Annotated in this window: 18 protein-coding genes; 6 read left to right on the top strand and 12 right to left on the bottom strand. The window is 43.7% G+C overall.

The window, feature by feature from the left end:
• Positions 1-99: 99 nt before the first annotated feature.
• Both GC098_RS34410 and GC098_RS34405 read right to left on the bottom strand, forming a co-directional pair.
• The gene (locus tag GC098_RS34410; RefSeq protein WP_171648687.1) at positions 100-2133 is read right to left on the bottom strand and encodes a helicase-associated domain-containing protein; all 2034 of its coding nucleotides are present in this window, start codon (positions 2131-2133) and stop codon (positions 100-102) included.
• A gap of 16 nt (positions 2134-2149) precedes the next feature.
• Entirely contained in the window at positions 2150-3832 is a 1683-nt protein-coding gene (locus GC098_RS34405) for a DNA repair helicase XPB (protein ID WP_246359124.1), read from the bottom strand.
• Positions 3833-3987: 155 nt separating this feature from the next.
• On the opposite strand from GC098_RS34405, the gene GC098_RS34400 reads away from it, so the two are divergent.
• The 3 genes from GC098_RS34400 (at position 3988) to GC098_RS41885 (ending at position 5327) form a co-directional block, all read left to right on the top strand.
• Positions 3988-4500: a thermonuclease family protein gene (locus GC098_RS34400; protein WP_246359123.1), complete on the top strand. Its 513-nt coding sequence runs from the start codon at positions 3988-3990 to the stop codon at positions 4498-4500.
• 278 nt (positions 4501-4778) lie between these two features.
• On the top strand, positions 4779-5084 hold the full coding sequence (locus tag GC098_RS34395; protein ID WP_171648683.1) for a LysR family transcriptional regulator: 306 nt from the start codon (positions 4779-4781) through the stop codon (positions 5082-5084).
• A 6-nt stretch (positions 5085-5090) separates the two neighbouring features.
• The gene (locus GC098_RS41885; RefSeq protein ID WP_376774056.1) at positions 5091-5327 is read left to right on the top strand and encodes a LysR family transcriptional regulator substrate-binding protein; all 237 of its coding nucleotides are present in this window, start codon (positions 5091-5093) and stop codon (positions 5325-5327) included.
• On the opposite strand, the gene GC098_RS34385 is transcribed toward GC098_RS41885, so the two are convergent.
• The 5 genes from GC098_RS34385 to GC098_RS34365 all read right to left on the bottom strand — a co-directional run bounded on the left by GC098_RS34385 (position 5272) and on the right by GC098_RS34365 (position 11658).
• Complete coding sequence (locus GC098_RS34385) at positions 5272-6345, bottom strand: Gfo/Idh/MocA family protein (RefSeq protein ID WP_171648679.1); 1074 nt, start codon at positions 6343-6345, stop codon at positions 5272-5274. The two genes, GC098_RS41885 and GC098_RS34385, sit on opposite strands and share 56 nt — an antisense overlap.
• Positions 6346-6403: 58 nt before the next feature.
• The gene (locus GC098_RS34380; RefSeq protein ID WP_171648677.1) at positions 6404-7552 is read right to left on the bottom strand and encodes a Gfo/Idh/MocA family protein; all 1149 of its coding nucleotides are present in this window, start codon (positions 7550-7552) and stop codon (positions 6404-6406) included.
• Between the two features lie 173 nt (positions 7553-7725).
• Positions 7726-9831, bottom strand: a complete 2106-nt coding sequence (locus GC098_RS34375) for a PAS domain-containing sensor histidine kinase (protein WP_171648675.1) — start codon at positions 9829-9831, stop codon at positions 7726-7728.
• A 154-nt stretch (positions 9832-9985) separates the two neighbouring features.
• A complete protein-coding gene (locus GC098_RS34370) occupies positions 9986-10426 on the bottom strand; it encodes a CBS domain-containing protein (protein ID WP_171648673.1) in 441 nt (146 codons plus the stop codon).
• A 62-nt stretch (positions 10427-10488) separates the two neighbouring features.
• A complete protein-coding gene (locus tag GC098_RS34365; protein WP_171648671.1) occupies positions 10489-11658 on the bottom strand; it encodes a M20 family metallopeptidase in 1170 nt (389 codons plus the stop codon).
• A gap of 204 nt (positions 11659-11862) precedes the next feature.
• Here GC098_RS34365 and GC098_RS34360 point away from each other — a divergent pair, with 204 nt between their 5' ends.
• On the top strand, positions 11863-12210 hold the full coding sequence (locus GC098_RS34360; RefSeq protein ID WP_171648669.1) for a YugN family protein: 348 nt from the start codon (positions 11863-11865) through the stop codon (positions 12208-12210).
• A 13-nt stretch (positions 12211-12223) separates the two neighbouring features.
• Positions 12224-13393: a putative lipid II flippase FtsW gene (gene ftsW / locus GC098_RS34355; RefSeq protein WP_171648667.1), complete on the top strand. Its 1170-nt coding sequence runs from the start codon at positions 12224-12226 to the stop codon at positions 13391-13393.
• Positions 13394-13412: 19 nt separating this feature from the next.
• Here the strand turns inward: ftsW and GC098_RS34350 are convergent, their stop codons facing one another.
• Complete coding sequence (locus GC098_RS34350; RefSeq protein WP_029195598.1) at positions 13413-13793, bottom strand: Asp23/Gls24 family envelope stress response protein; 381 nt, start codon at positions 13791-13793, stop codon at positions 13413-13415.
• Positions 13794-13991: 198 nt separating this feature from the next.
• Here GC098_RS34350 and cax point away from each other — a divergent pair, with 198 nt between their 5' ends.
• On the top strand, positions 13992-15038 hold the full coding sequence (cax, locus tag GC098_RS34345; RefSeq protein ID WP_171648665.1) for a calcium/proton exchanger: 1047 nt from the start codon (positions 13992-13994) through the stop codon (positions 15036-15038).
• A 40-nt stretch (positions 15039-15078) separates the two neighbouring features.
• Here the strand turns inward: cax and GC098_RS34340 are convergent, their stop codons facing one another.
• From GC098_RS34340 to GC098_RS34325, 4 genes are all read right to left on the bottom strand, one after another.
• Positions 15079-15366 (bottom strand): Fpa/YlaN family protein, encoded by a 288-nt coding sequence (locus tag GC098_RS34340; RefSeq protein ID WP_029195596.1) that lies wholly within the window; start codon positions 15364-15366, stop codon positions 15079-15081.
• A 124-nt stretch (positions 15367-15490) separates the two neighbouring features.
• The gene (locus tag GC098_RS34335; RefSeq protein ID WP_171648663.1) at positions 15491-15739 is read right to left on the bottom strand and encodes an HPr family phosphocarrier protein; all 249 of its coding nucleotides are present in this window, start codon (positions 15737-15739) and stop codon (positions 15491-15493) included.
• A gap of 114 nt (positions 15740-15853) precedes the next feature.
• Complete coding sequence (locus tag GC098_RS34330) at positions 15854-16363, bottom strand: TVP38/TMEM64 family protein (RefSeq protein WP_171648661.1); 510 nt, start codon at positions 16361-16363, stop codon at positions 15854-15856.
• 441 nt (positions 16364-16804) lie between these two features.
• Positions 16805-18793: a sensor domain-containing diguanylate cyclase gene (locus GC098_RS34325; protein WP_246359122.1), complete on the bottom strand. Its 1989-nt coding sequence runs from the start codon at positions 18791-18793 to the stop codon at positions 16805-16807.
• Positions 18794-19026 lie beyond the last annotated feature (233 nt).

The following is a 19026-nucleotide window of genomic DNA, read 5'->3' as shown; positions in this document are numbered from 1 at the left end:
AATAGATAACATCTCTACTATACCACAGTTCCTCAAGAGTTTCTTCCTTTTCTCTTTACAGTGAAATCCTCGTCCAGTTGATCATTCACTCATTCTAACCTATGTATAAACACCTTCATCATTGATACCAGGCAAAATAAGCTTCATTTCCTCCCAATCCTCACTCGCCAAAGAAATCTCCTGATATTCCTCCAGTCCTTCCAATATCCAGCCCGACCGTTCTTCGCGAAGAATTCGGGGGATAATGAAGCGAATTCGTCCTTCTTTACGAAGCTGCAGAACGCTTTTCCATTCAATTGCTTTGCGAATCATCTCTTTGCGAGTAGAGCCGTGATACTCACGAAATTCCTTAATCCAGCTTACAGGAATACCCTGCATATCCGGATACAATTCTGCCCGCTCCGGCAAATGGGTATCCATTTCATAGAGCTGGATGGTATCCCGTGAATAACAAAGGCCACCTGTCTGATTTTCGGACGAAATCTGGGGATTGGAAATCGCTGTATTCTCGTCTCTTCGGCTGCTTCTTGGATTGAAACCCATATTCTCTAGACACTTCGTAAGCACTGTAAGATGTTCACGCAAAATAATAAAGTCTGCGCTGCCAATGCGGTCCCCAAGAAGGGGTAGGCATTTCTCGTTTCTAAGCAAGGCCTCCGCAATATCCTCGGAACGGCAGCGAAGCAGCGTTACTTCTTCGATATACAACTTGCCGGCCTGCTCCCCCCATTGCTGTAAAGTAATCGTAATATGTGCGGGTACTTCGTAAAGAGCATTCTCGTGCAGCATCCGAATCATCTCTTCGCTGCTCATCCCTTTTTCCCAAGCACGGTAGAAGCTTTCTTTGGTTATGCGATAGGTACGAACATGATCTGTCGCTTGAAGGTCAGCGAAAACCGCGATATCCCATTCTGTGCGAAGAGGTACGTCAGGGGTGAGCAACATCTCGAAATCCGGCTGCACATAAAGCGAGGGACGCGCCTCAATATGCGTTTCTGACGATCTGAGGTTACTATCCAAATCGTGTAAGGACTCTTGTATCGGTGTGATTAACCATCGAAACCATAGATGATCATCCTCGTCGGTACCCAACTCTATGAAACGGAAAACAGACAAAGGAGCCATCCATGTGGTCATGATAGACTTGCGAAGCGAGGATTCATCCATCACCTGCCCCCCGAAGGAACAACAAGAACGGATTCCTTTTATAATAACGTCTATTTCATACCACAGCCCGAACTCCCCTCTCTCCATCAATGATATGCCATGTTCAAGCCAGACAGGTGCAGGAACTAACAACTGACGCCAAATCTGATATAACTGCCCCTGCTGCCTATCGTAGGAATCTTGAAGCCATCTTAGACAGGCCTGCTGGTTGAAAAGGTAACGGTCACCTCGACTATGAATAGAAAGGAACCCCATGCGAATAGCCATTTCAATCATTAGCGCGGCAGGTTCATCATAAACGTCTCTAAATGCGTAAGTAAGCCCAGCAGAGCGTAAAATATCATTAGGCAAGGCTAGATGTTCCTTTAGCTTTTGTAGCTGCTTTTTATGTAAAGTCCCTTTGTTCGTGAGAGGTAGAGATAATTGTTGGTTACAAGCCACCAGAAAATGAAACAGCTGCTGTGCCAAGCCTCTAGGATGTATCGGTGCTGCATCTGATGTGTTTAATTGCCCAGAGCTCCCGGCTTCCCACAGCTCAAGAGCCAAATCCTCTTTACCTGTTTGAAGCTGATCTGAAGGAAATAATAACATCTGCCACGCTGCAAAAGCATCCTCAGGCAGAATAAAAAGCTGCTCCCCCCAAGCTTTGCGAAAAGCCGCAACAACACCTGCTCGTCTAAGTCCTACAAGGCCTAGGGCGACTTGCGCACCCGCCATACGAAGAGCTGCCTGCTTTTCCAATGCTTCTCTTGTAAATGGTTCACAACCGAATGCGGATAATATGAGATGCAGAGTATGCTTTTCATCCAATGACAAATGACGGTTCAACTCAGCAAGGTACTTCCGATCCGTCATTAAATCAGGTAATGCCACTCCTTGTTCTAGGAAAGAAGAACACCATTTTTGTTCAATAATGAGCTCTCTCAGTTCTCGGGGCATTTTCCTATCCATATGTTCAAATCTCATCCTATGCTCCTTCTCGTCATTTCGCCGCTTGATTCCAACTCGTTATGCTATATTGATAGCCCTGTTCAACTAGAAACAGCTGCCTTTTCATCGCAAAATCCTGCTCCTTCGTATCCTCGCTAATCAGAGAATAGAAGACAGCTGCGTTCGTACCGCTGCTCTTAGGGCGAAGGATGCGCCCAAGCCGCTGTGCCTCTTCTTGCCGCGAACCATAGCTGCCCGACACCTGAATGGCTACGACGGCATCGGGCAGGTCCACAGCAAAATTGGCAACCTTGGATACAATAAGGAGGGGCACCTGACCCTTCTTGAATTGTTCGTATAGGTCCTCTCGGAGTTCATGTGCTACTCCACCGCTGATCATGGGCGCACCGGTATGGGCAGCGATAAGTTCTAACTGACTAATATATTGGCCAATAATTAACGTCTGCTCATTAGCATGAAGCCGCAGTAAGTGGTCTATAACGTCTAACTTAGCAGCATTTTCTCCAGCAATCCTGAACTGCTGTCTAGCACCCGAGGCTCCATAACGATCCCGATCGAAAGTCGATAGAGACACTCGCACTTCCTTGCAGGCGACCTTGGCTATCCAGCCCTTTGACTCTAGTTCTTTCCAAGCCATATCATATTTCTTCGGTCCCACAAGTGAGAAAACGTCTTCTTCATGGCCGTCTTCCCTAATTAATGTAGCCGTTAACCCGAGTCTGCGGGTCGCTTGAATCTCAGCTGTTGCCCGAAAAACAGGGGCTGGCAGAAGATGAACTTCATCATATATAATCAACCCCCAGTCTCTCTGACTAAACAGCCGCATATGCGAGAATTCGTCTTCTTTCTTCCCTCGATGCGTCAAAATCTGATAAGTCGCAATCGTGATAGGCCTTACTTCCTTCGTAGTGCCGTTATATTCTCCTACCTGATCTTCCGCTAAACCCGTTTTGCTCAATATCTCACGCTTCCACTGCTTCACCGAAGTAACATTGGTTGTCAGAATCAATGTAGCGCAGTTGCATCTGGCCATCGCGGCTATGCCGACCACTGTCTTCCCTGCTCCACAGGGAAGTACCAACACACCGCTGCCGCCTTCTCCGACACGGTTAAAAGCATCTACAGCATGCTTTTGGTAATCCCGCAGTTGGAAAGGCGCTTCCATCGTCTCTTCATTCCGAAGCTGAATCGGAAGAAACTCACCGCTGCGATAAGCGGCCAAATCTTCTACAGGATACCCCAACTTGATAAGTTCTTGCTTCAAGACACCACGTGAAATCGGAGAAATAGCAATAGCCCGCTCTCCGCGGGTATCCTCTAAATACCTCTTCAACGAATCGTAAGCGCTAATTTCTTTTAACACGACTGTATCATCGCTAACTAAGTAGAGCTCATTTCCTACATCCTCCATACGCAGTATGCCATATCGCTTCACATATTTACGTATGCTGCTCAGTACCGTGGGAGGGACACCAAATTTCGCATTTCGTTGTAAAAATTCCGACATTTCTTCAAATTGCATGCCAGCAGCTGATGAATTCCATAGCGATAATGGCGTAATCCGATACGTATGGAGATGCTCGGGGCTTTTGATCAGATCCGCGAAACGGGATATTGTCCCCCTTACAGCTTCAAATTCCGGGTGATTCGTTTCCACTAATATCGATAAATCGCTCTGAACAATCAGAGAACGGGTAGGGTCCATGACAATCATGTGCTGCCTCCTTTTTTCCTAGTATGAAAGGAAAGCACTTGATTTAAACATCCCCACCATGCTAACGTCTAAAACATACTTAAGGAAATGCTTACGAAAACTCAGTATATGCTTACGATGCAAGTTTTCTTATGAAAACTCTTAGGAGGTGCTTCATGCGCAAATGGATGATCTCTCTTGCTGTGCTGCTTAGTCTAGTCATCTTGCTGACTGCTTGTGGGAGTAAACCCGCAGCTGTAGCTGGCAGAGAGCGTGTAAAAGTGGAACGTATCGTGGACGGTGACACGCTTGAGGTCACAATGAAGGGGAAGAAAGAGAAAGTTCGATTAATTGGTGTGGACACACCGGAGACGAAGAAACCTAATACACCGGTTATGTTTTATGGGAAGGAAGCAAGTGCTTATACGAAGAAGCGATTGGAGAAGGAAACCGTCGAGCTTGAATTTGATGTAGATAAAAAGGATCAGTATGATCGCTTGCTTGTTTACGTATGGATCGGTGAAGAACTGTTTAACCGTACCCTGGTTCAAGAGGGGTATTCGCGGATCGCTACATATCCTCCGAACGTCAAGTACGTGGATGCCTTTAAGAAAGATCAAGAAACAGCCCGTAATAAAAAGAAAGGCTTATGGAAGGATTACGATAAAGCATTTGATACTAAAAAATAACCGATAACTACCAAGGCAAGTGCCTATAGCAAGCCAGCAATCGGGAGGAAACGAAAACCCCCTTCTTTCCTTTTTTTCGTACCAATGGGCCCTTCTTGAGCGCTTTTCTATTTCTCTTATATGCTGCTCAATCTTTTCTCTATTTCGTATAGATTCCTCATGGTAACTCCCCCTATCCTTTGGTTGAGAACGATTTTACCATGGCAGGAACTACCAGAGTTATCTATAATAAATGATAGTAACCATCGGAAATAGTGATGATTGGAGGGCGGGCTAGAATGGATCTTACCTTGTATAAAACGCTGCTTAAAGTCGCCAAATGGCAAAACTATACGAAGGCCGGTGAAAGTCTCGGCTATGCTCAGTCTAGTGTAACATCCCAAATTCACAAGTTGGAAATGGAATATGGTATCGAAATATTTGAACGGGTCGGTAAAAAGATGAGTCAGACGCCAGCCGGCGACATTTTACTCCGATATGCCTCCAAGCTTGTCAAATTAGTTGAGGAATCGAAGATTACTGTTGCGGGTCAAACGACGGGGAGCTTCATCATTGGCACACATGAGACAACCATGTGCTCCTAATGCGTGATGCATGGACTGGGTCTTTCCTTGCTTCCCAAAACGACCGTTACCGCCGAAACGCAAAACGGGCAGCTAGCGATATTACCACTAGACTACCCGAATTTTAAGCTAAACGTACAGCTGTGTTATCATACCAAAAGGCAATTATCAATGCCCATGAAGGCTTTTGTCCAGTTAATGTGTAGACCTACTCCACACGGACTGCATTCGCCTGAGCAAGCAAGCACAGCTCTGCTGCTTTGAACGTATGCGCTTGTGTCATAGCATGCTCTGTACGATTCAGACAGTCCAAGATCAACTGGCCGAAGAAAGGAAAGCCTACTTGTCCATGGAGGCTGTAGTGCTTTTCACCTTGCTGGTTAACCAGGTATAACTGATCTCCCTGCGGATCGCGAGCGATGTCAATATATTTACGCAGTTCAATATATCCTTCTGTTCCTAGAATAACCGTCCGACCATCTCCCCAAGTTCCCAGACCACTCGGAGTAAGCCAATCCACACGGAAATAGTTTGTCGCCCCGTTGTCCCCGATCAGTGTAGCGTCACCGAAATCCTCCAGCTCCGGATAATCCTTCGCATGGTAATTCGCCACTTTGCTGCTAACAACGGTAGCATCCTTGCACCCCGCATAATGCAGAAACTGTTCGATTTGATGACTGCCGATATCACAGAGAATGCCGCCATAATTTTCTTTCTTGAAAAACCAATCCGGACGATTCGATGCACCCAGTCGGTGCGGCCCTAAACCAATGACCTGCACGACACGGCCAATGGCACCCTCTTCAATAAGCTGTCCAGCAAATACGGCACTTTCCACATGGAGACGTTCACTGTAATATACAGCAAATTTACGCCCCGTTGCTTCAACAGTAGCCTTGGCGGCAGCCAGTTGATCTAACGTTGTGAAAGGAGCTTTATCTGTAAAATAATCTTTGCCATTCTCCATCGCTCGAACACCTAACGCTCCGCGTTCAGAAGGTACAGCAGCTGACGCGATTAGCTTGACTTCGGGATCGTCAAATATTTCTTGCTCAGACGCAGCCACCTTCACATGGGGATACTTCTCAACGAAAGCCTTTACCTTAGCAGCGTCCTGGTCATAAACCCATTTGAGCTCTGCTCCTGCTTCCTGCAAGCCATTGCACATACCATAGATGTGACCGTGATCCAAGGCAATCGCTGCGAAAACGAACTCCCCTTTTTGAACGACAATGTTCGGCTTCCCTTTTGGTGCGTAATTCATTCCATCGCTTTTCTGCATGTCCGAATTCCTCCACTATCCTACCCATGTACGCAATAGCGCGGGGTGTTCATGTTTTTTAGACCACAAGTGTTTTAAAGCCAGCCTCTTTATTGACAGTGGAATTTTTTATTTTATCTTGCAAATGCTGCTCGAACAGTTCTTCATCAATCGGCAGGTCTACCCAATTGTCTGTCCACGTCGACAACAGCATGGCGTTGGAAAGCATCAGACCTTTGATTCCTTCTTCTCCAGGAGCAACTAATGGCGTGCCATGTAGAATGGCATCCACCCAGTTTTGCGTGATGCCTTTGTGGCCAGTTTCTTGCCCTTCAATTGGTATCTCGCACTTCCAGCACTCCGGTTGGCCAAATCCACCCGTGAAGGTTTCATTAAATTCTCGCTCGGATACACGCAAACGCCAGAAAGTTAGCTTGCCATCTTCGATCACAATTTTACCGCGGTCACCGGACAACTCGAAGCGGTTCGTACCTGGTGCTTCGCCCGTCGTTGTAACGAATAAGCCCGTAGCTCCGTTCTCATACTCTACGAATGCGGTTACATCGTCCTCTACTTCGATATTGCGATGCTTTCCGAAATAACAGAACGCACGAACTCGTTTAGGCATCATATCGATCGTCCATTGCCACAAGTCAAGCTGATGCGGATCCTGGTTAATGAGTACGCCCCCGCCTTCGCCTGCCCATGTAGCACGCCAGCCGCCTGAATCGTAGTAGCTTTGGGATCTGTACCAATTCGTAATAATCCAGTTCGTCCTGCGAATTTCACCAAGCTCTCCGGAAGAAACCAGATCCTTCAGCTTTTTATATAATGGATTTGTACGTTGATTGTACATCATACTGAATACTTTACCTGAAGCTTGCGCAGCTTCGTTCATTTGACGAACTTGTTTGGTGTAAACACCTGCTGGTTTCTCACACAACACATGGAGTCCGGCTTCAAATGCACGGGCAGCTACTTCTGGGTGATCATAGTGTGGAGTCGCAATCAATACACCGTCAATTGTCCCCGAAGTAAGGAATGTATCGAGATTGTCGAATAATTGGACACCTTCACCTAGGTTTTCTTTCGCCCATTCCAAGCGGTCCGCTCTGAACTCACAAATAGCGGTTAGCTGAGCACCTTTCACTTCATTGTTCACCAAATATTTGGCATGTCCGGTTCCCATATTGCCCAGACCAATAATACCAATCCTTACTTTCTCCATATGGTTATCACCTTTTTCTTGTTAGTTTCACAATTATTGAACACGTTATCAATGTAGCATATTTAGAAGACAGCATCTTGTCGCAGATTGACCACCTTATTGCGAACTTTGACAGTTACAAGATATGTACAAATGAAAAAAAGACCAGTTTCCCGGTCTATTCCCTCACTTTTTCACGAAAAAGCAGGCAGTTGGATAAGGACAGTGGTGCCAACACCAAGCTTACTTTGATATTCGATATGTCCTTGATGTTCATCGATAATCGCGAAGCTAACCATTACACCAAGCCCAGTTCCCTTCTCTTTCGTCGTATAAAAGGGTTCCCCTATGCGCGGCAGCCGCTCCTCCGATATACCCAGTCCCTGATCTGCGAAATAGAGAGCTACACCGCTCGCAACCTTTCTCACAGATACATTCAGGCAGCCTCCTGTTGGCATCGCCTCAATTGCATTTTTAATCATATTCACGAAAACCTGCTTCAATTGATTTCGCTCACATTTAACCAGAGGAAGATTTGGTTCATAATCTAGTTCGATGATTACATTGCTCATAATTGCCTCTGTATTCAGCAGTTCAATGACTTCGCTAAGAATAGCTGTGGTATCATGAGGATGAAAGGCTACAGCCTGTGGCTTAGCAAGAATCAGAAGCTCTCCTAAGATCAGTTCGATACGATTAAATTCTTCTTGCATGATCTGAAAATACCGCAGCTTGCTTTCTTCGTTGGCATGACACATCAGCTTAGCAAATCCTTTGAGTGCCGTAAGCGGATTACGGATCTCATGCGCGATACCAGCTGCCAATTGTCCAGCTACATTCAATTTTTCCGTTTTTCGCAGCAACTCTTCCGTCTGTTTTTGTATGGTGATATCCTGCACCGTTCCAAATAGACGCAGTGGTCTCCCCCATTCGTCATAGGTCGTTTTGGCCATGGTATGAATCATTCGAACCTCAGTCTCATTCACAATAATTCGATATACCAAATCTAGTAGACCGCCATGCAGAGCTTCACGAATTGCCTCTTTCACTTTTACTGTATCTTCCGAATGAACCACATTAAAAAAGGCTTCTATTGTATTCCCAAAACTTTCACGGCGCATATGAAAAAGCACAAACAACTCGTCAGACCAATACAAATCATTCCTGATCACATCCCAGTCATAGTGACCCAATCCCGCGATTTCTTGCGCTATTTCCAAATTGGCTTTGCTTTTTTTAAGCTCAGCTTCAATTTGTTTATGTGTTGTAATATCGTGAATGAGTCCGCGTACAGCTGTACATCCGTTATCGCGGATGACTCGCTCAATTTGAGATTTCAAATGGCGCACTTCTCCATCACTGCGAACAATCCTATACTCGACTTCTGATATTCCAATCTGTATAGCTGTCTCAAAAGCAAGTGTTACTTTCTCGCGATCATCCGGCACAATTTGTTTAGTAACTTCGCTTAATTCCATGGAATCTAAGGGATCAAGACCATGGATTCGGTACATCTCCTCAGACCAAATGCAATACTCATCAGTCAGATTTCGCTCAAAGCTGCCAAATTGCCCCAGCTTTTGTGCTTGAACAAAATGCTCCTCGACCAGCTTACGTTCTGTAATATCGCGCCAAATGCCTAATTTCTGAAATCTCTTGCCATCCTCATCTAACATCCATTTGAAATTCTTCTCAAACCACACATACCAACCCTTTTTATGCAAGAAACGACAGGTGATCATTCCTTGGTCAGCAACAGCCGAATCGTTTTCATCTGTAAAAATGTTTCTTAGCATCTCAATGTCTTCTGGATGACAATACGTCATGATACGAGTACCGACCATTTCACCAACCTCATAACCGAGCAGCGGATGAATAGCAGGGGATAGATATCGAAATTTACCATCTACTGAAGTCAGTGTGATTAAATCTTGAAAATTTTCTGTATATTTTAGATAATACTCACTTTCTAGCAATGGACTAATTTCAGCAAAATCCGGTTTACGGAGTGCAATATGCAAGCTCCCGCCAAATGGATATGCACTTACCTTAACCCACTGATTGGACGATTTTATGTACTCTTCAAAATGAACTTCTTCCTTATTATTACGGGCTTTATGGAAATGATCGTAACAAGCGTACCGTATCGCAGCAGGAAATTCTGCCCAAGCGACTTTACCCAATAATTCATTAGGCCTACGATTTAAAATTTTTGCTGCATATTCGTTGATATATGTATAATGCCAACCTGCGTCTAGAATAATTACACCAATAAATGCGCTGTCTTCGACCCTATTCATTCTAAGATGTTAACCTCCCCTACCCTTTTCGCTATCATTATCTCTCATCACTTATCGGTAGTAAAGATAACAATTTTTCTTGACAAAAAAAGCAACCCTTCTCCAGAGAATGGAGAACAGGCTGCTTATTATAATTATTACGCGTGGATCATGATTATCTACTGCCGACTAGTGTTTTGTCTGATGAAATTTTGCTAAGCGCTTCCCCTGCTTCATCCTCAAAGCTGCCGCGAACCGCTAGGTCGCCGATGGCTACTATTCCTACAAGCTCGCCGTTCTCCACTACTGGTAACCGTCGAATTTGATCTTTCGCCATCATTTTGGCGGCTTCTTCAACAGATGTATCGGGGCTTATTGTCGCAATATCCTTCGTGATTACTTTATCTACAGCTGTAGATCCAGAATGCTTTTCTGCATATCCGCGAACAACAAGGTCACGGTCTGTTACAACACCAATGAGCTTCTTACCCTCTACAACGGCAACGAATCCAATATCGTGCTGCTTCATTTTCAAAGCGATCTCGTAGACATTATCCTGCAGAGTAACGGTCACGCAATCTTTACTCATGATGTCCCTCACTGTTTTACTTGCCATGTCCATAATCCCTCCTCGGAGTTAACTTACCTCTATAGCATTCTCCAAAGGATGAACGGCATTCATGCCATATAATCCAAAGCCATTCCTAACAACAAATTTGCCGCATTTAGCATGGATTTCTCGTCAATATCGAACTTCGGATGATGGTGCGGATGTACGATGCCAGCCTCAACATTACCTGCACCAACGAACATAAAGCAGCCTGGTCGGTGGTTCAAATAATAGGAAAAGTCCTCTCCGGCCATAATAAGTGGGGACTCGTGCACGGCTTCTGCCCCAAACAATTCGGTACCGACTTTGAAGAAGCGTTCTGCTTCTTTCCCATCATTAACAACTGTAGGGTAACCTAATTTATAGTTTATCTTATAGGAAGCTTGATTCATCTCACAAGTGGTATGTACGATCCGTTCGAGGCGCTGCTTCACATCTTGTCTAAGTTCCGCATTGAAAGTGCGTACAGTGCCATTCAGCACACTTGTTTCGGCTATGACATTGAAGCTAGAACCCCCGTGGAAGGATCCAACGCTAACCACGCATGGTTCTATCGGATCAATTTGTCGACTTACGATCGCTTGAAGATTAACAACTAATTGAGAAGCTACATAAATGCTGTCAATGGTTTGATGAGGCAACCCCCCATGTCCACCTTTTCCTTGAATATGAATGGTGAATTCATCGGGTGCCGCCATTAAGGGACCCGCTTTGGAATAAAAATGGCCTACAGGAAATGGTGTCCATAGATGAACGCCGAACACGGCATCAACACCTTCAAGAGCTCCGTCTTGGATCATGGAATCAGCGCCACCAGGCGTAATTTCTTCAGCATGTTGGAACAGGAAAACCAGATTCCCTTTTAGTTGATCGCGATGCTGACTCGCCACCTTGGCAATACCAAGCAGTGTTGAGGTGTGTGCGTCGTGTCCACAAGCGTGCATAACGCCTTTCGTGAGCGAAGAGTACGCACAGTTCTTCTCATCTTGAATAGGCAGTGCATCCATGTCTGCTCGAAGCGCAACCGTAGGACCTTCGCTGCTGCCGCGGAGCAGTCCGACAATACCATTGCCTCCTACATTTTTGCGAACTTCAATATCCCAACTTTGTAGATGATTCGCCACAAATTCAGTGGTGCGATATTCATGGAAAGATAGTTCGGGATTTTGATGTAAGTAGCGCCTCCAGGCAACCATTTCTTCATAATTCGCTTGTAAGCTTGCTTGAAAATCGTTCATAAGGAAAATCCTCCGCCCATCCTTGTTTCTTAACTTTTCACGCTTGCCGTGTCATTGAACCTATTCTACCAAATAAATGAGCATGTTTCATCTGTAAAGTGCCATCAAATATTAGAAAATTGACGTTGTTATCGACTTGCAGAACCTTTGGAAACATACTATCATGAATAAAGAATGCATACGTACAATATGGAGGCGTTAAAATTGATTATTGAAGCAACTGGCCTAAAAGGCTTAAAAAGCGATTTGGCTCACCTGGATGAAGTAACGACTAAACTTGGTTTCGTGCGTTGGCAGTGGGAATACACGCGTGCTACTTATGATTTTAAAATGGAAGATAAAGCAAGTAAATCCGTGTATTTCTTACGTGTAAATGCTCGTGTAGAATCCGGTAAACTAGAATCTCCTTATGCAATCTTATTCCTAGAAGAAGCTTACATAGGTAAAGAAACGTTCCCGCATGGCTTGGATTACAATTCTCCTATCCCTGAGTCGGTTCTCAAAATTTCCAACCAAAAATTAGCTCAACTGCAGCAATTATTAGCAGACTAGGCGAGGAAACAGCATGAATCCCCCTCGAAGAGGAACGCCGGATTTTCTGCTGCTATTTTTAACCTTTGTACTTGTTTGCTTCGGTCTTGCCATGGTTTTCAGTGCAAGCTCAATGACGAGTGCTTATCGATGGGACGACCCATGGTATTTTACGAAGAAGCAATTGATAGCTGTTGGCTTAGGAAGTGTTGGCATGCTTTTCTGCATGAACCTCCATTACACCAAGCTGAAAAAGTTGGTTATTCCCGCTTTCTTTGTTATCGTTATGCTGCTCATTCTCGTTATTTTCACTTCAAAATCAAACGGTGCAGCCAGCTGGTTTAATGTAGGTAAATTTGGGATTCAACCAACGGAATTCGCCAAACTAATTGTTATTCTTTACTTGGCTTCTCTCATTAGTAATAAAGAAGAGAAGTTCCGTAATTTCAAAAAAGGGCTGCTCCCTGCCTTGGTGATCGTCGGATTTGTCAGCATGCTTATCATGCTCCAGCCTGATTTGGGCTCCTGTATGATCCTGCTGGTTTGCTCTGCCATTGTCATCATTGTGGGTGGCTCCAACTTAAAGCATATCTTCCTTTTGGGGACAGGCCTTGCTGCGATTGGGACCATGGTTGTTACCCTTTACTTACTAAAAAATAACACAGCAGATACGTCAAGCAGTTATCGTTTGAACCGTCTAACCTCGTTTCTCGATCCATGGGCAGATACTTCGGATACTGGGTATCAGGTCGTACAATCCTTATTCGCATTCGGACACGGCGGACTGACTGGTGCAGGATTCGGTCAAGGCATTCAGAAGCTGCATTATTTACCTGAAGCTCATAACGACTTCATTTTTGCAATCATTGGGGAAGAGTTTGGTTTTATTGGGAGTTCCATATTCATCCTTATCTTCCTGCTCTTTATATGGCGTGGCATCCTTGTCGCTGTTCGCAGTCCCGATTTGTTCGGTATGGTTGCAGGAGTTGGCATTATGAGCATTTTTGCCTTCCAAGCCGTCATTAATATCGGTGGCGTTACAGGATCCATTCCACTTACCGGTGTAACCTTGCCCTTTATTTCAGCAGGAGGTTCCTCCATGATGGTCTCTCTCATCAGTATGGGGATTCTGCTCAGTATTTCTCGGGAACAATCACACAAAGAAGATGCAAAACCCAAAAAAAGACCCAATCGATTTCAGTGATATCGATTGAGTCTTTTTTCTATTTTACACGATGTGGATCGTCTGCTGTCTCTTCTTCCTTGAACGCGACGCCCTCCACCTTGACATTGACTTCCACCACGGTTAGCCCGGTCATATTTTCAACAGCTTCTCTCACGTTTTCTTGGAGATCCCTGCATACATCCTGAATACGGGAACCGTAATTGACGATAACACGTAGATCGATCGCTGCTTCCACTTGCCCGACCTCTACAGAAACCCCACGCTGCACATTCTTACCACTGAGTCGCTTAGCTAAGCCTTCCGAGATACCGCCTGACATGCCTGCTATGCCTGCTGTCTCCAGAGCTGCAAGTCCTGCAATTGTCGATACTACATCATCAGAAATACGAATTAAGCCGGTTTGATTGTCTTCGGACATACAGATCAACTCCTCATATTGGGATCATTGAGTGGAGCTCAAAGTCTCTTCACTCTGGTATAAATCTATTGTAATAAGTTCACTAGATGAAAGCAAGAACAGCGCCAACGGACAAATCGAATTTACATTGGGTTCCAAAGTGGGTATATTAAAAGAAGTCAAAAAGTACCAATAAAAGAATGAGTCGGAGGGTTTACTTTGAAGGGAAAATTGTTCTACATCGGTTTAATCATTTCTTTCGTTACAGCGGGTATCGCTCATTACATGCATCTGAATTCAACACTTCAATTCGTAATTGCTTGTATAGCTATCATTTTTGTAGCTGGATTTCTAGGTAAAGCGACAGAAAGTGTTGCCCACTATGCAGGCGAGCGCGTGGGAGGATTCCTCAATGCAACGTTCGGTAACGCAGCTGAGTTAATTATTGCATTCTTCTTAGTTAGAGACGGATTGTTCGGTGTCGTCAAGGCCAGTCTCACCGGAGCCATCATAGGTAACCTACTGCTTGTGCTGGGCCTAAGTATATTTGCCGGTGGGTTGAAGTTCAAAGAGCAGTCATTTAACGTTAAACTGGCTTCTCACAATTCTTCCCTCATGATTCTTGGGGTTGTTGCACTATTCATTCCAGCCATCTTCGCAGGCGGATTGACAACCAAAGAAACGTCAACAATGAGCATGATCGTCGCCATATTACTGATCGTCGCCTACTTGCTCTGGCTTCTATTCTCCATGGTTACACACAAAAGTGTACTTTCTGATGAAGCCATTGAACATGGTGAGGCAGCTTGGTCCAAAGGAACTTCCATTCTTTTTCTAATCCTAGCCACCGTCATGGTAGCTTTCACCAGTGAGTGGTTAGTTGGTACATTAGAAGATGTTACCCATAGATTTGGATTATCTGAGCTGTTTGTAGGTGCATTCCTCATTGCTATTATTGGAAATGCTGCGGAACATAGCGCCGCCGTGATGATGGCCATGAAAAATAAAATGGGCGCAGCCGTTGAAATAGCAATCGGCAGCTCGTTGCAGATCGCCCTATTCGTAGCTCCTGTGCTTATACTTGTCAGTTTCTTCGTAAGTGGTACACCAATGAACATTGTCTTTTCCACATATGAAATTGCTGCAATCGGAGTCGCCGTCTTTATTACGAAGTCGATAACCCAAGATGGCTCGACCAACTGGTATGAAGGTCTCCTGCTGCTCGTGGTCTACATCATTCTAGGCGTCGTATTCTTCCTCGTCTAAATACACAACAAAGACAAAAAAAGTAACCCATTGAGAAGGGTTACTTTTTGTTATTCAACGCTTCATATAGCTGCGCAAGGTTACGTTCAAGCTTGCTGAGAATTTGTTTACCAGGTATTTCGGAAATAAGTCCCGCTCGAATGGCAAAATCAATTTCTCTAGAAAGTCCGTACATTTGCGTATCTAAAACTTCTTCATACAGTGGACATTGACGCGTAGTCAAATTCTCCATTTGTACTTCGATTAGTTTTTCGATTTTATCTGCATCTTCTTGGAGAAGATTAAGCGCTTTTTGATTCATGTCCAGCAATAGATCAGATGAAGACATTCCCAACTTCCCCCTATACGCATAGTCATCCGTCCTTATATGATCTATATTAAGCGAAATTGGATCAATATACAAGAGAAGGTACCCTCAGAGATTCTGAGAGTACCTTCTTTAAGCATGAACTCTATTCTTGAACAACGTTTACGCCCAAATTGTGCTTAGCGAATACTTCAGCCATAGCGATTTTCGCTTCTTCTGCATCCGGCCCATGAACATGAAGATCATAGTTGCTGGAGCTAAGCAATGTAGTAAACAAACCTAAGATACTTTTTACATCGATATACTTATTATCATATTGGAGAACGATTGAAGATCTGAATTTATTAGCTGTTTGTGAAATTTCAACAATTGCGGCATTATTAGCACTTGGCATATTTCATTCCTCCATTTATTCGCATCTGAATTGGTCGCCTTGCTCCCTATATGATAACTTGGAAAGGTTACTTAACGCAACTAAAAATTTCCTTCATTCTCCAAGTAAAGCGCTTTACTTCGTCTTTGCTGCAATTGCTTTCTTCACGCTGTTCCCTACTAGAATCAAAACAACGAAAATACCTAGCAACAAAAGTAGTCTTCCCTTATATTTCTGGAAATGAAATAAATCATGTGCAATCATCGATTCCAGAAATACGATCGGCAGTTTCCCCAGCAAGGTCCCCCATAGAAAATGAGTAAACCGCATTCGAGTTAGCCCTGCACCAAAATTAATCGCCGAGGAAGGTAAAATCGGAATCAATCTGCCTAGAAGGACATATAGGAATCCGCGTTTCTCCATCCGCTTACTAAACTGCGTCACTAATGGAAATCGCTCGAGCTTTTTCTCTACCCATGCATGTCCATAATAGCGAGCAAAATAAAAAGAGGAAACTGCTCCTAAACAAGACATTATGTAATTAACAAGAAACCCTATTTTAATACCGAAAATAGCAACATTCGTACCTGCTACAACAACAAAGGGAATAAACGGAAAGAACGTTTGAAAAAAAATTAAAGCCATTCCGATGATTTTACCGGGCCAACCAATGTCCCTTAAATGTTCAGATAGCTGTCGCATATTGCTGTGAGTAAGTTTAATGCCTGTAGGGTTATAAAATAAAAAAGCAATCAGGGCAACGAGCAAAATACAAATAAAAAAAACTAGCAAAATGTGTTTTCTGTTTCTATTTAACACCGACAAATTTCGACCATCCTTCCCTTAGACCAAACCATTGTAACATGTTACAGAAGGTTCAGGAAGAGAAAAGTGAGGAGTTATCTGGTTATACAACGGTGAAGTACCCTATCCTATTTCTATCCTGCATATAGTTTACCCTACCTATTCAAATTTATTAGATTAGATAACCTTTTTTCGACATTATTTGCAAATTGAGCAACCAAGTTTTTGATATGAAAGTGTTAAAGCGAAGAAAAGCACCCGTCCTTAGACAAGTGCTTTTTACTAACCGATTCGAATTTGGTTACGACCGTTATTTTTGGCTTGATAGAGAGCCATATCTGCACGATAGAACAGCGATTCTACACTAATCTTATCTTCTTCCCAATTCCAATCCGAAACGCCACAGGAAACGGTTACTTGCGGATTAGTCTCCTCAAGAACACGAACACGAATACGTTCTGCGATTCGAATCGTTTGAGACTTAGCAACTTGGGGTAAATAGACCGCAAGCTCTTCCCCGCCCCATCTTGCTGCAATATCACTATCCCTAATACTAGTTTTAATAATTTGACTTACTTGGATCAAGATTTTATCGCCCACCTGATGACCGTAGGTATCATTAACCCGTTTGAAATTGTCTATATCAACGACAATAAGTGAACCGCAGAAGTCCTTCTTTTGCATCGAATTAGCCTGTTCGTCCAAATAATGACGTACATAAAGTCCTGTCAAATTATCTGTAATAACCATTCGTTTCACTTCAGCATGCAGGGAAGCATTCGTCATGGCAAGACCAATATGCCCCGAAAGAACCTGCAGCAATTTGTAGTTATCATAGGAAAAGAAGTTTGGCTTGCTGTGCACAACTAGAATAACGCCCTCAACTTGTCCATTCACGAGAATTGGTGAACCAATAAGCGATCTGGAGTTGGTTAATTGCATCAGCTTTGACTCAACCTTTTTATTGCTCCAATAGTCCGAAATAATAATCGGTTCTTTGGAGGTATAGACGACACCAGAAAAGCCTTGATCTACGGTAAAGGTCTCATGAAACATCGCAGGCAAATTAGTCGCTTGTACGATTAAATTCTCACTATTTTTATCCGCTTGCAGAATACAACTATAATCCGCGCCGAAAATACTTAAAATCTCGCTCGATGCTGAGTTAAAAATTTCGTTTAAACGCAAGCTCTGATTTAATTGCTTGGTGATTTCATTAATAAGTCGAAGCTCGTTAATCATTAAATTGGACTGTTCATATAATTTAGCGTTTTCAAAAGCAGACCCAGCCGTATCGGCAAGCAATGATATGAATTGCAAATCCGAAGCGTGAATCAAATCACTGTTAGACGTCATATATAACACGCCATATACACCCTGTTTGCCTGATAATGGAGCAGCGATATGACCTGTATTTGGGCCACTATCCTCGGATGAAGGTTCAAATATCACATGCCCTTCCATAAAAGCACGTGTTCGAATGTCATCCTCCGTACTTTGAAAATTCAAAGGCTTCACAGATAGATTCGTAGAGTCATTATCTTGAGAAAGCAATAAATCTACTTGTATATTGGGATAAACACTATGCATGCACTCAATGACTTCGGTCAATACCGAATCGACATCGATTTTGGCGTGTAGCTTCTTAGAAGCCTCAAATAAAATATCATGCTTCTTAAACTCAAGTTCCCTATTTAGATGCTGCATAAACAATTGGTCGTACTTACGACGATCCTCTACGCTCTGCACACTACCTTGGAAAGAAAGGGAAAGTATATAGAACAATTGTGCAAGTTCGTCTGCTTCTTCAAGTGTATGGGAAAATAGTCCCAAATATAAAATTGGATCCCCTTGTGGATCTAGGACTGGAATCGAAGCAGCCAAAACGGTCTTCCGTTCTTTTGCGCTCATTTCTTCGCTAGTCATTATATGCATTTTTGGATTTTCAGCACATCGTGCCAACGGATTGTCATTGCGTTCTGCATAGCTCCATGATGCTCCTACCTGCAGCAATGCATCAGTAAGAAGTGTATCATGGGAGCAAGCCTTAACCACTTTCAGATCCGTATCCACGCATAGCAGTGCGGTTTGAGGCGGTAGCATCGCTTGCCCGAATTGGTGAATCCACTCATCAAAAGCATCTAGCACTACATGATGACAATTGGATTCCCAATAGGAAAAGTTGCTAGAAAGAACAAGTCCTTGCCGAAGAAACTCTTCGAAGTGTTCTGCACGACTATGTTGTTTCATACTACGAAGTGGTTCACTCATAGGCTCTCCTTCACCAACAAACTATAGTCCTATTGATCCAGGCTAAATCTTACCTCATTTATCATACTATTTTTCTGTGCTTATTGCACGATATTTTAGAATCACTTTAAAGGATTGAGACTTGACACATGCCCCTGTTTTTAATAAAATTAGAAGTCGAGTAACAACATGATTTCGGTGAATGCCATTTGTGATCACCCTCACTGCTTTTGCTCCTGCCAAGACAGCGGCTG

The organism is Paenibacillus phytorum, from assembly GCF_013141715.1.
GTDB lineage: Bacteria > Bacillota > Bacilli > Paenibacillales > NBRC-103111 > Paenibacillus_E > Paenibacillus_E phytorum.
Note: the sequence above shows the minus strand (reverse complement) of the source record. Positions and strands in the feature narration are given on the sequence as shown.

Bases quoted from the DNA above. Each gene is read 5' to 3' on its own strand.
- GC098_RS34410 (WP_171648687.1), bottom strand. From the start codon at position 2,133: ATGAGATTTGAACATATGGATAGGAAAATGCCCCGAGAACTGAGAGAG.
- GC098_RS34335 (WP_171648663.1), bottom strand. From the start codon at position 15,739: ATGCCAAGTGCTAATAATGCCGCAATTGTTGAAATTTCACAAACAGCT.
- GC098_RS34340 (WP_029195596.1), bottom strand. From the start codon at position 15,366: ATGTCTTCATCTGATCTATTGCTGGACATGAATCAAAAAGCGCTTAAT.
- GC098_RS34380 (WP_171648677.1), bottom strand. From the start codon at position 7,552: ATGGAGAAAGTAAGGATTGGTATTATTGGTCTGGGCAATATGGGAACC.
- GC098_RS34350 (WP_029195598.1), bottom strand. From the start codon at position 13,793: ATGTCCGAAGACAATCAAACCGGCTTAATTCGTATTTCTGATGATGTA.
- GC098_RS34330 (WP_171648661.1), bottom strand. From the start codon at position 16,363: ATGGCTTTAATTTTTTTTCAAACGTTCTTTCCGTTTATTCCCTTTGTT.
- GC098_RS34395 (WP_171648683.1), top strand. From the start codon at position 4,779: ATGGATCTTACCTTGTATAAAACGCTGCTTAAAGTCGCCAAATGGCAA.
- GC098_RS34385 (WP_171648679.1), bottom strand. From the start codon at position 6,345: ATGCAGAAAAGCGATGGAATGAATTACGCACCAAAAGGGAAGCCGAAC.
- ftsW (WP_171648667.1), top strand. From the start codon at position 12,224: ATGAATCCCCCTCGAAGAGGAACGCCGGATTTTCTGCTGCTATTTTTA.
- GC098_RS34370 (WP_171648673.1), bottom strand. From the start codon at position 10,426: ATGGCAAGTAAAACAGTGAGGGACATCATGAGTAAAGATTGCGTGACC.
- GC098_RS34400 (WP_246359123.1), top strand. From the start codon at position 3,988: ATGCGCAAATGGATGATCTCTCTTGCTGTGCTGCTTAGTCTAGTCATC.
- GC098_RS34405 (WP_246359124.1), bottom strand. From the start codon at position 3,832: ATGATTGTCATGGACCCTACCCGTTCTCTGATTGTTCAGAGCGATTTA.
- GC098_RS34325 (WP_246359122.1), bottom strand. From the start codon at position 18,793: ATGAGTGAACCACTTCGTAGTATGAAACAACATAGTCGTGCAGAACAC.
- GC098_RS34375 (WP_171648675.1), bottom strand. From the start codon at position 9,831: ATGAATAGGGTCGAAGACAGCGCATTTATTGGTGTAATTATTCTAGAC.
- GC098_RS41885 (WP_376774056.1), top strand. From the start codon at position 5,091: ATGCATGGACTGGGTCTTTCCTTGCTTCCCAAAACGACCGTTACCGCC.
- GC098_RS34365 (WP_171648671.1), bottom strand. From the start codon at position 11,658: ATGAACGATTTTCAAGCAAGCTTACAAGCGAATTATGAAGAAATGGTT.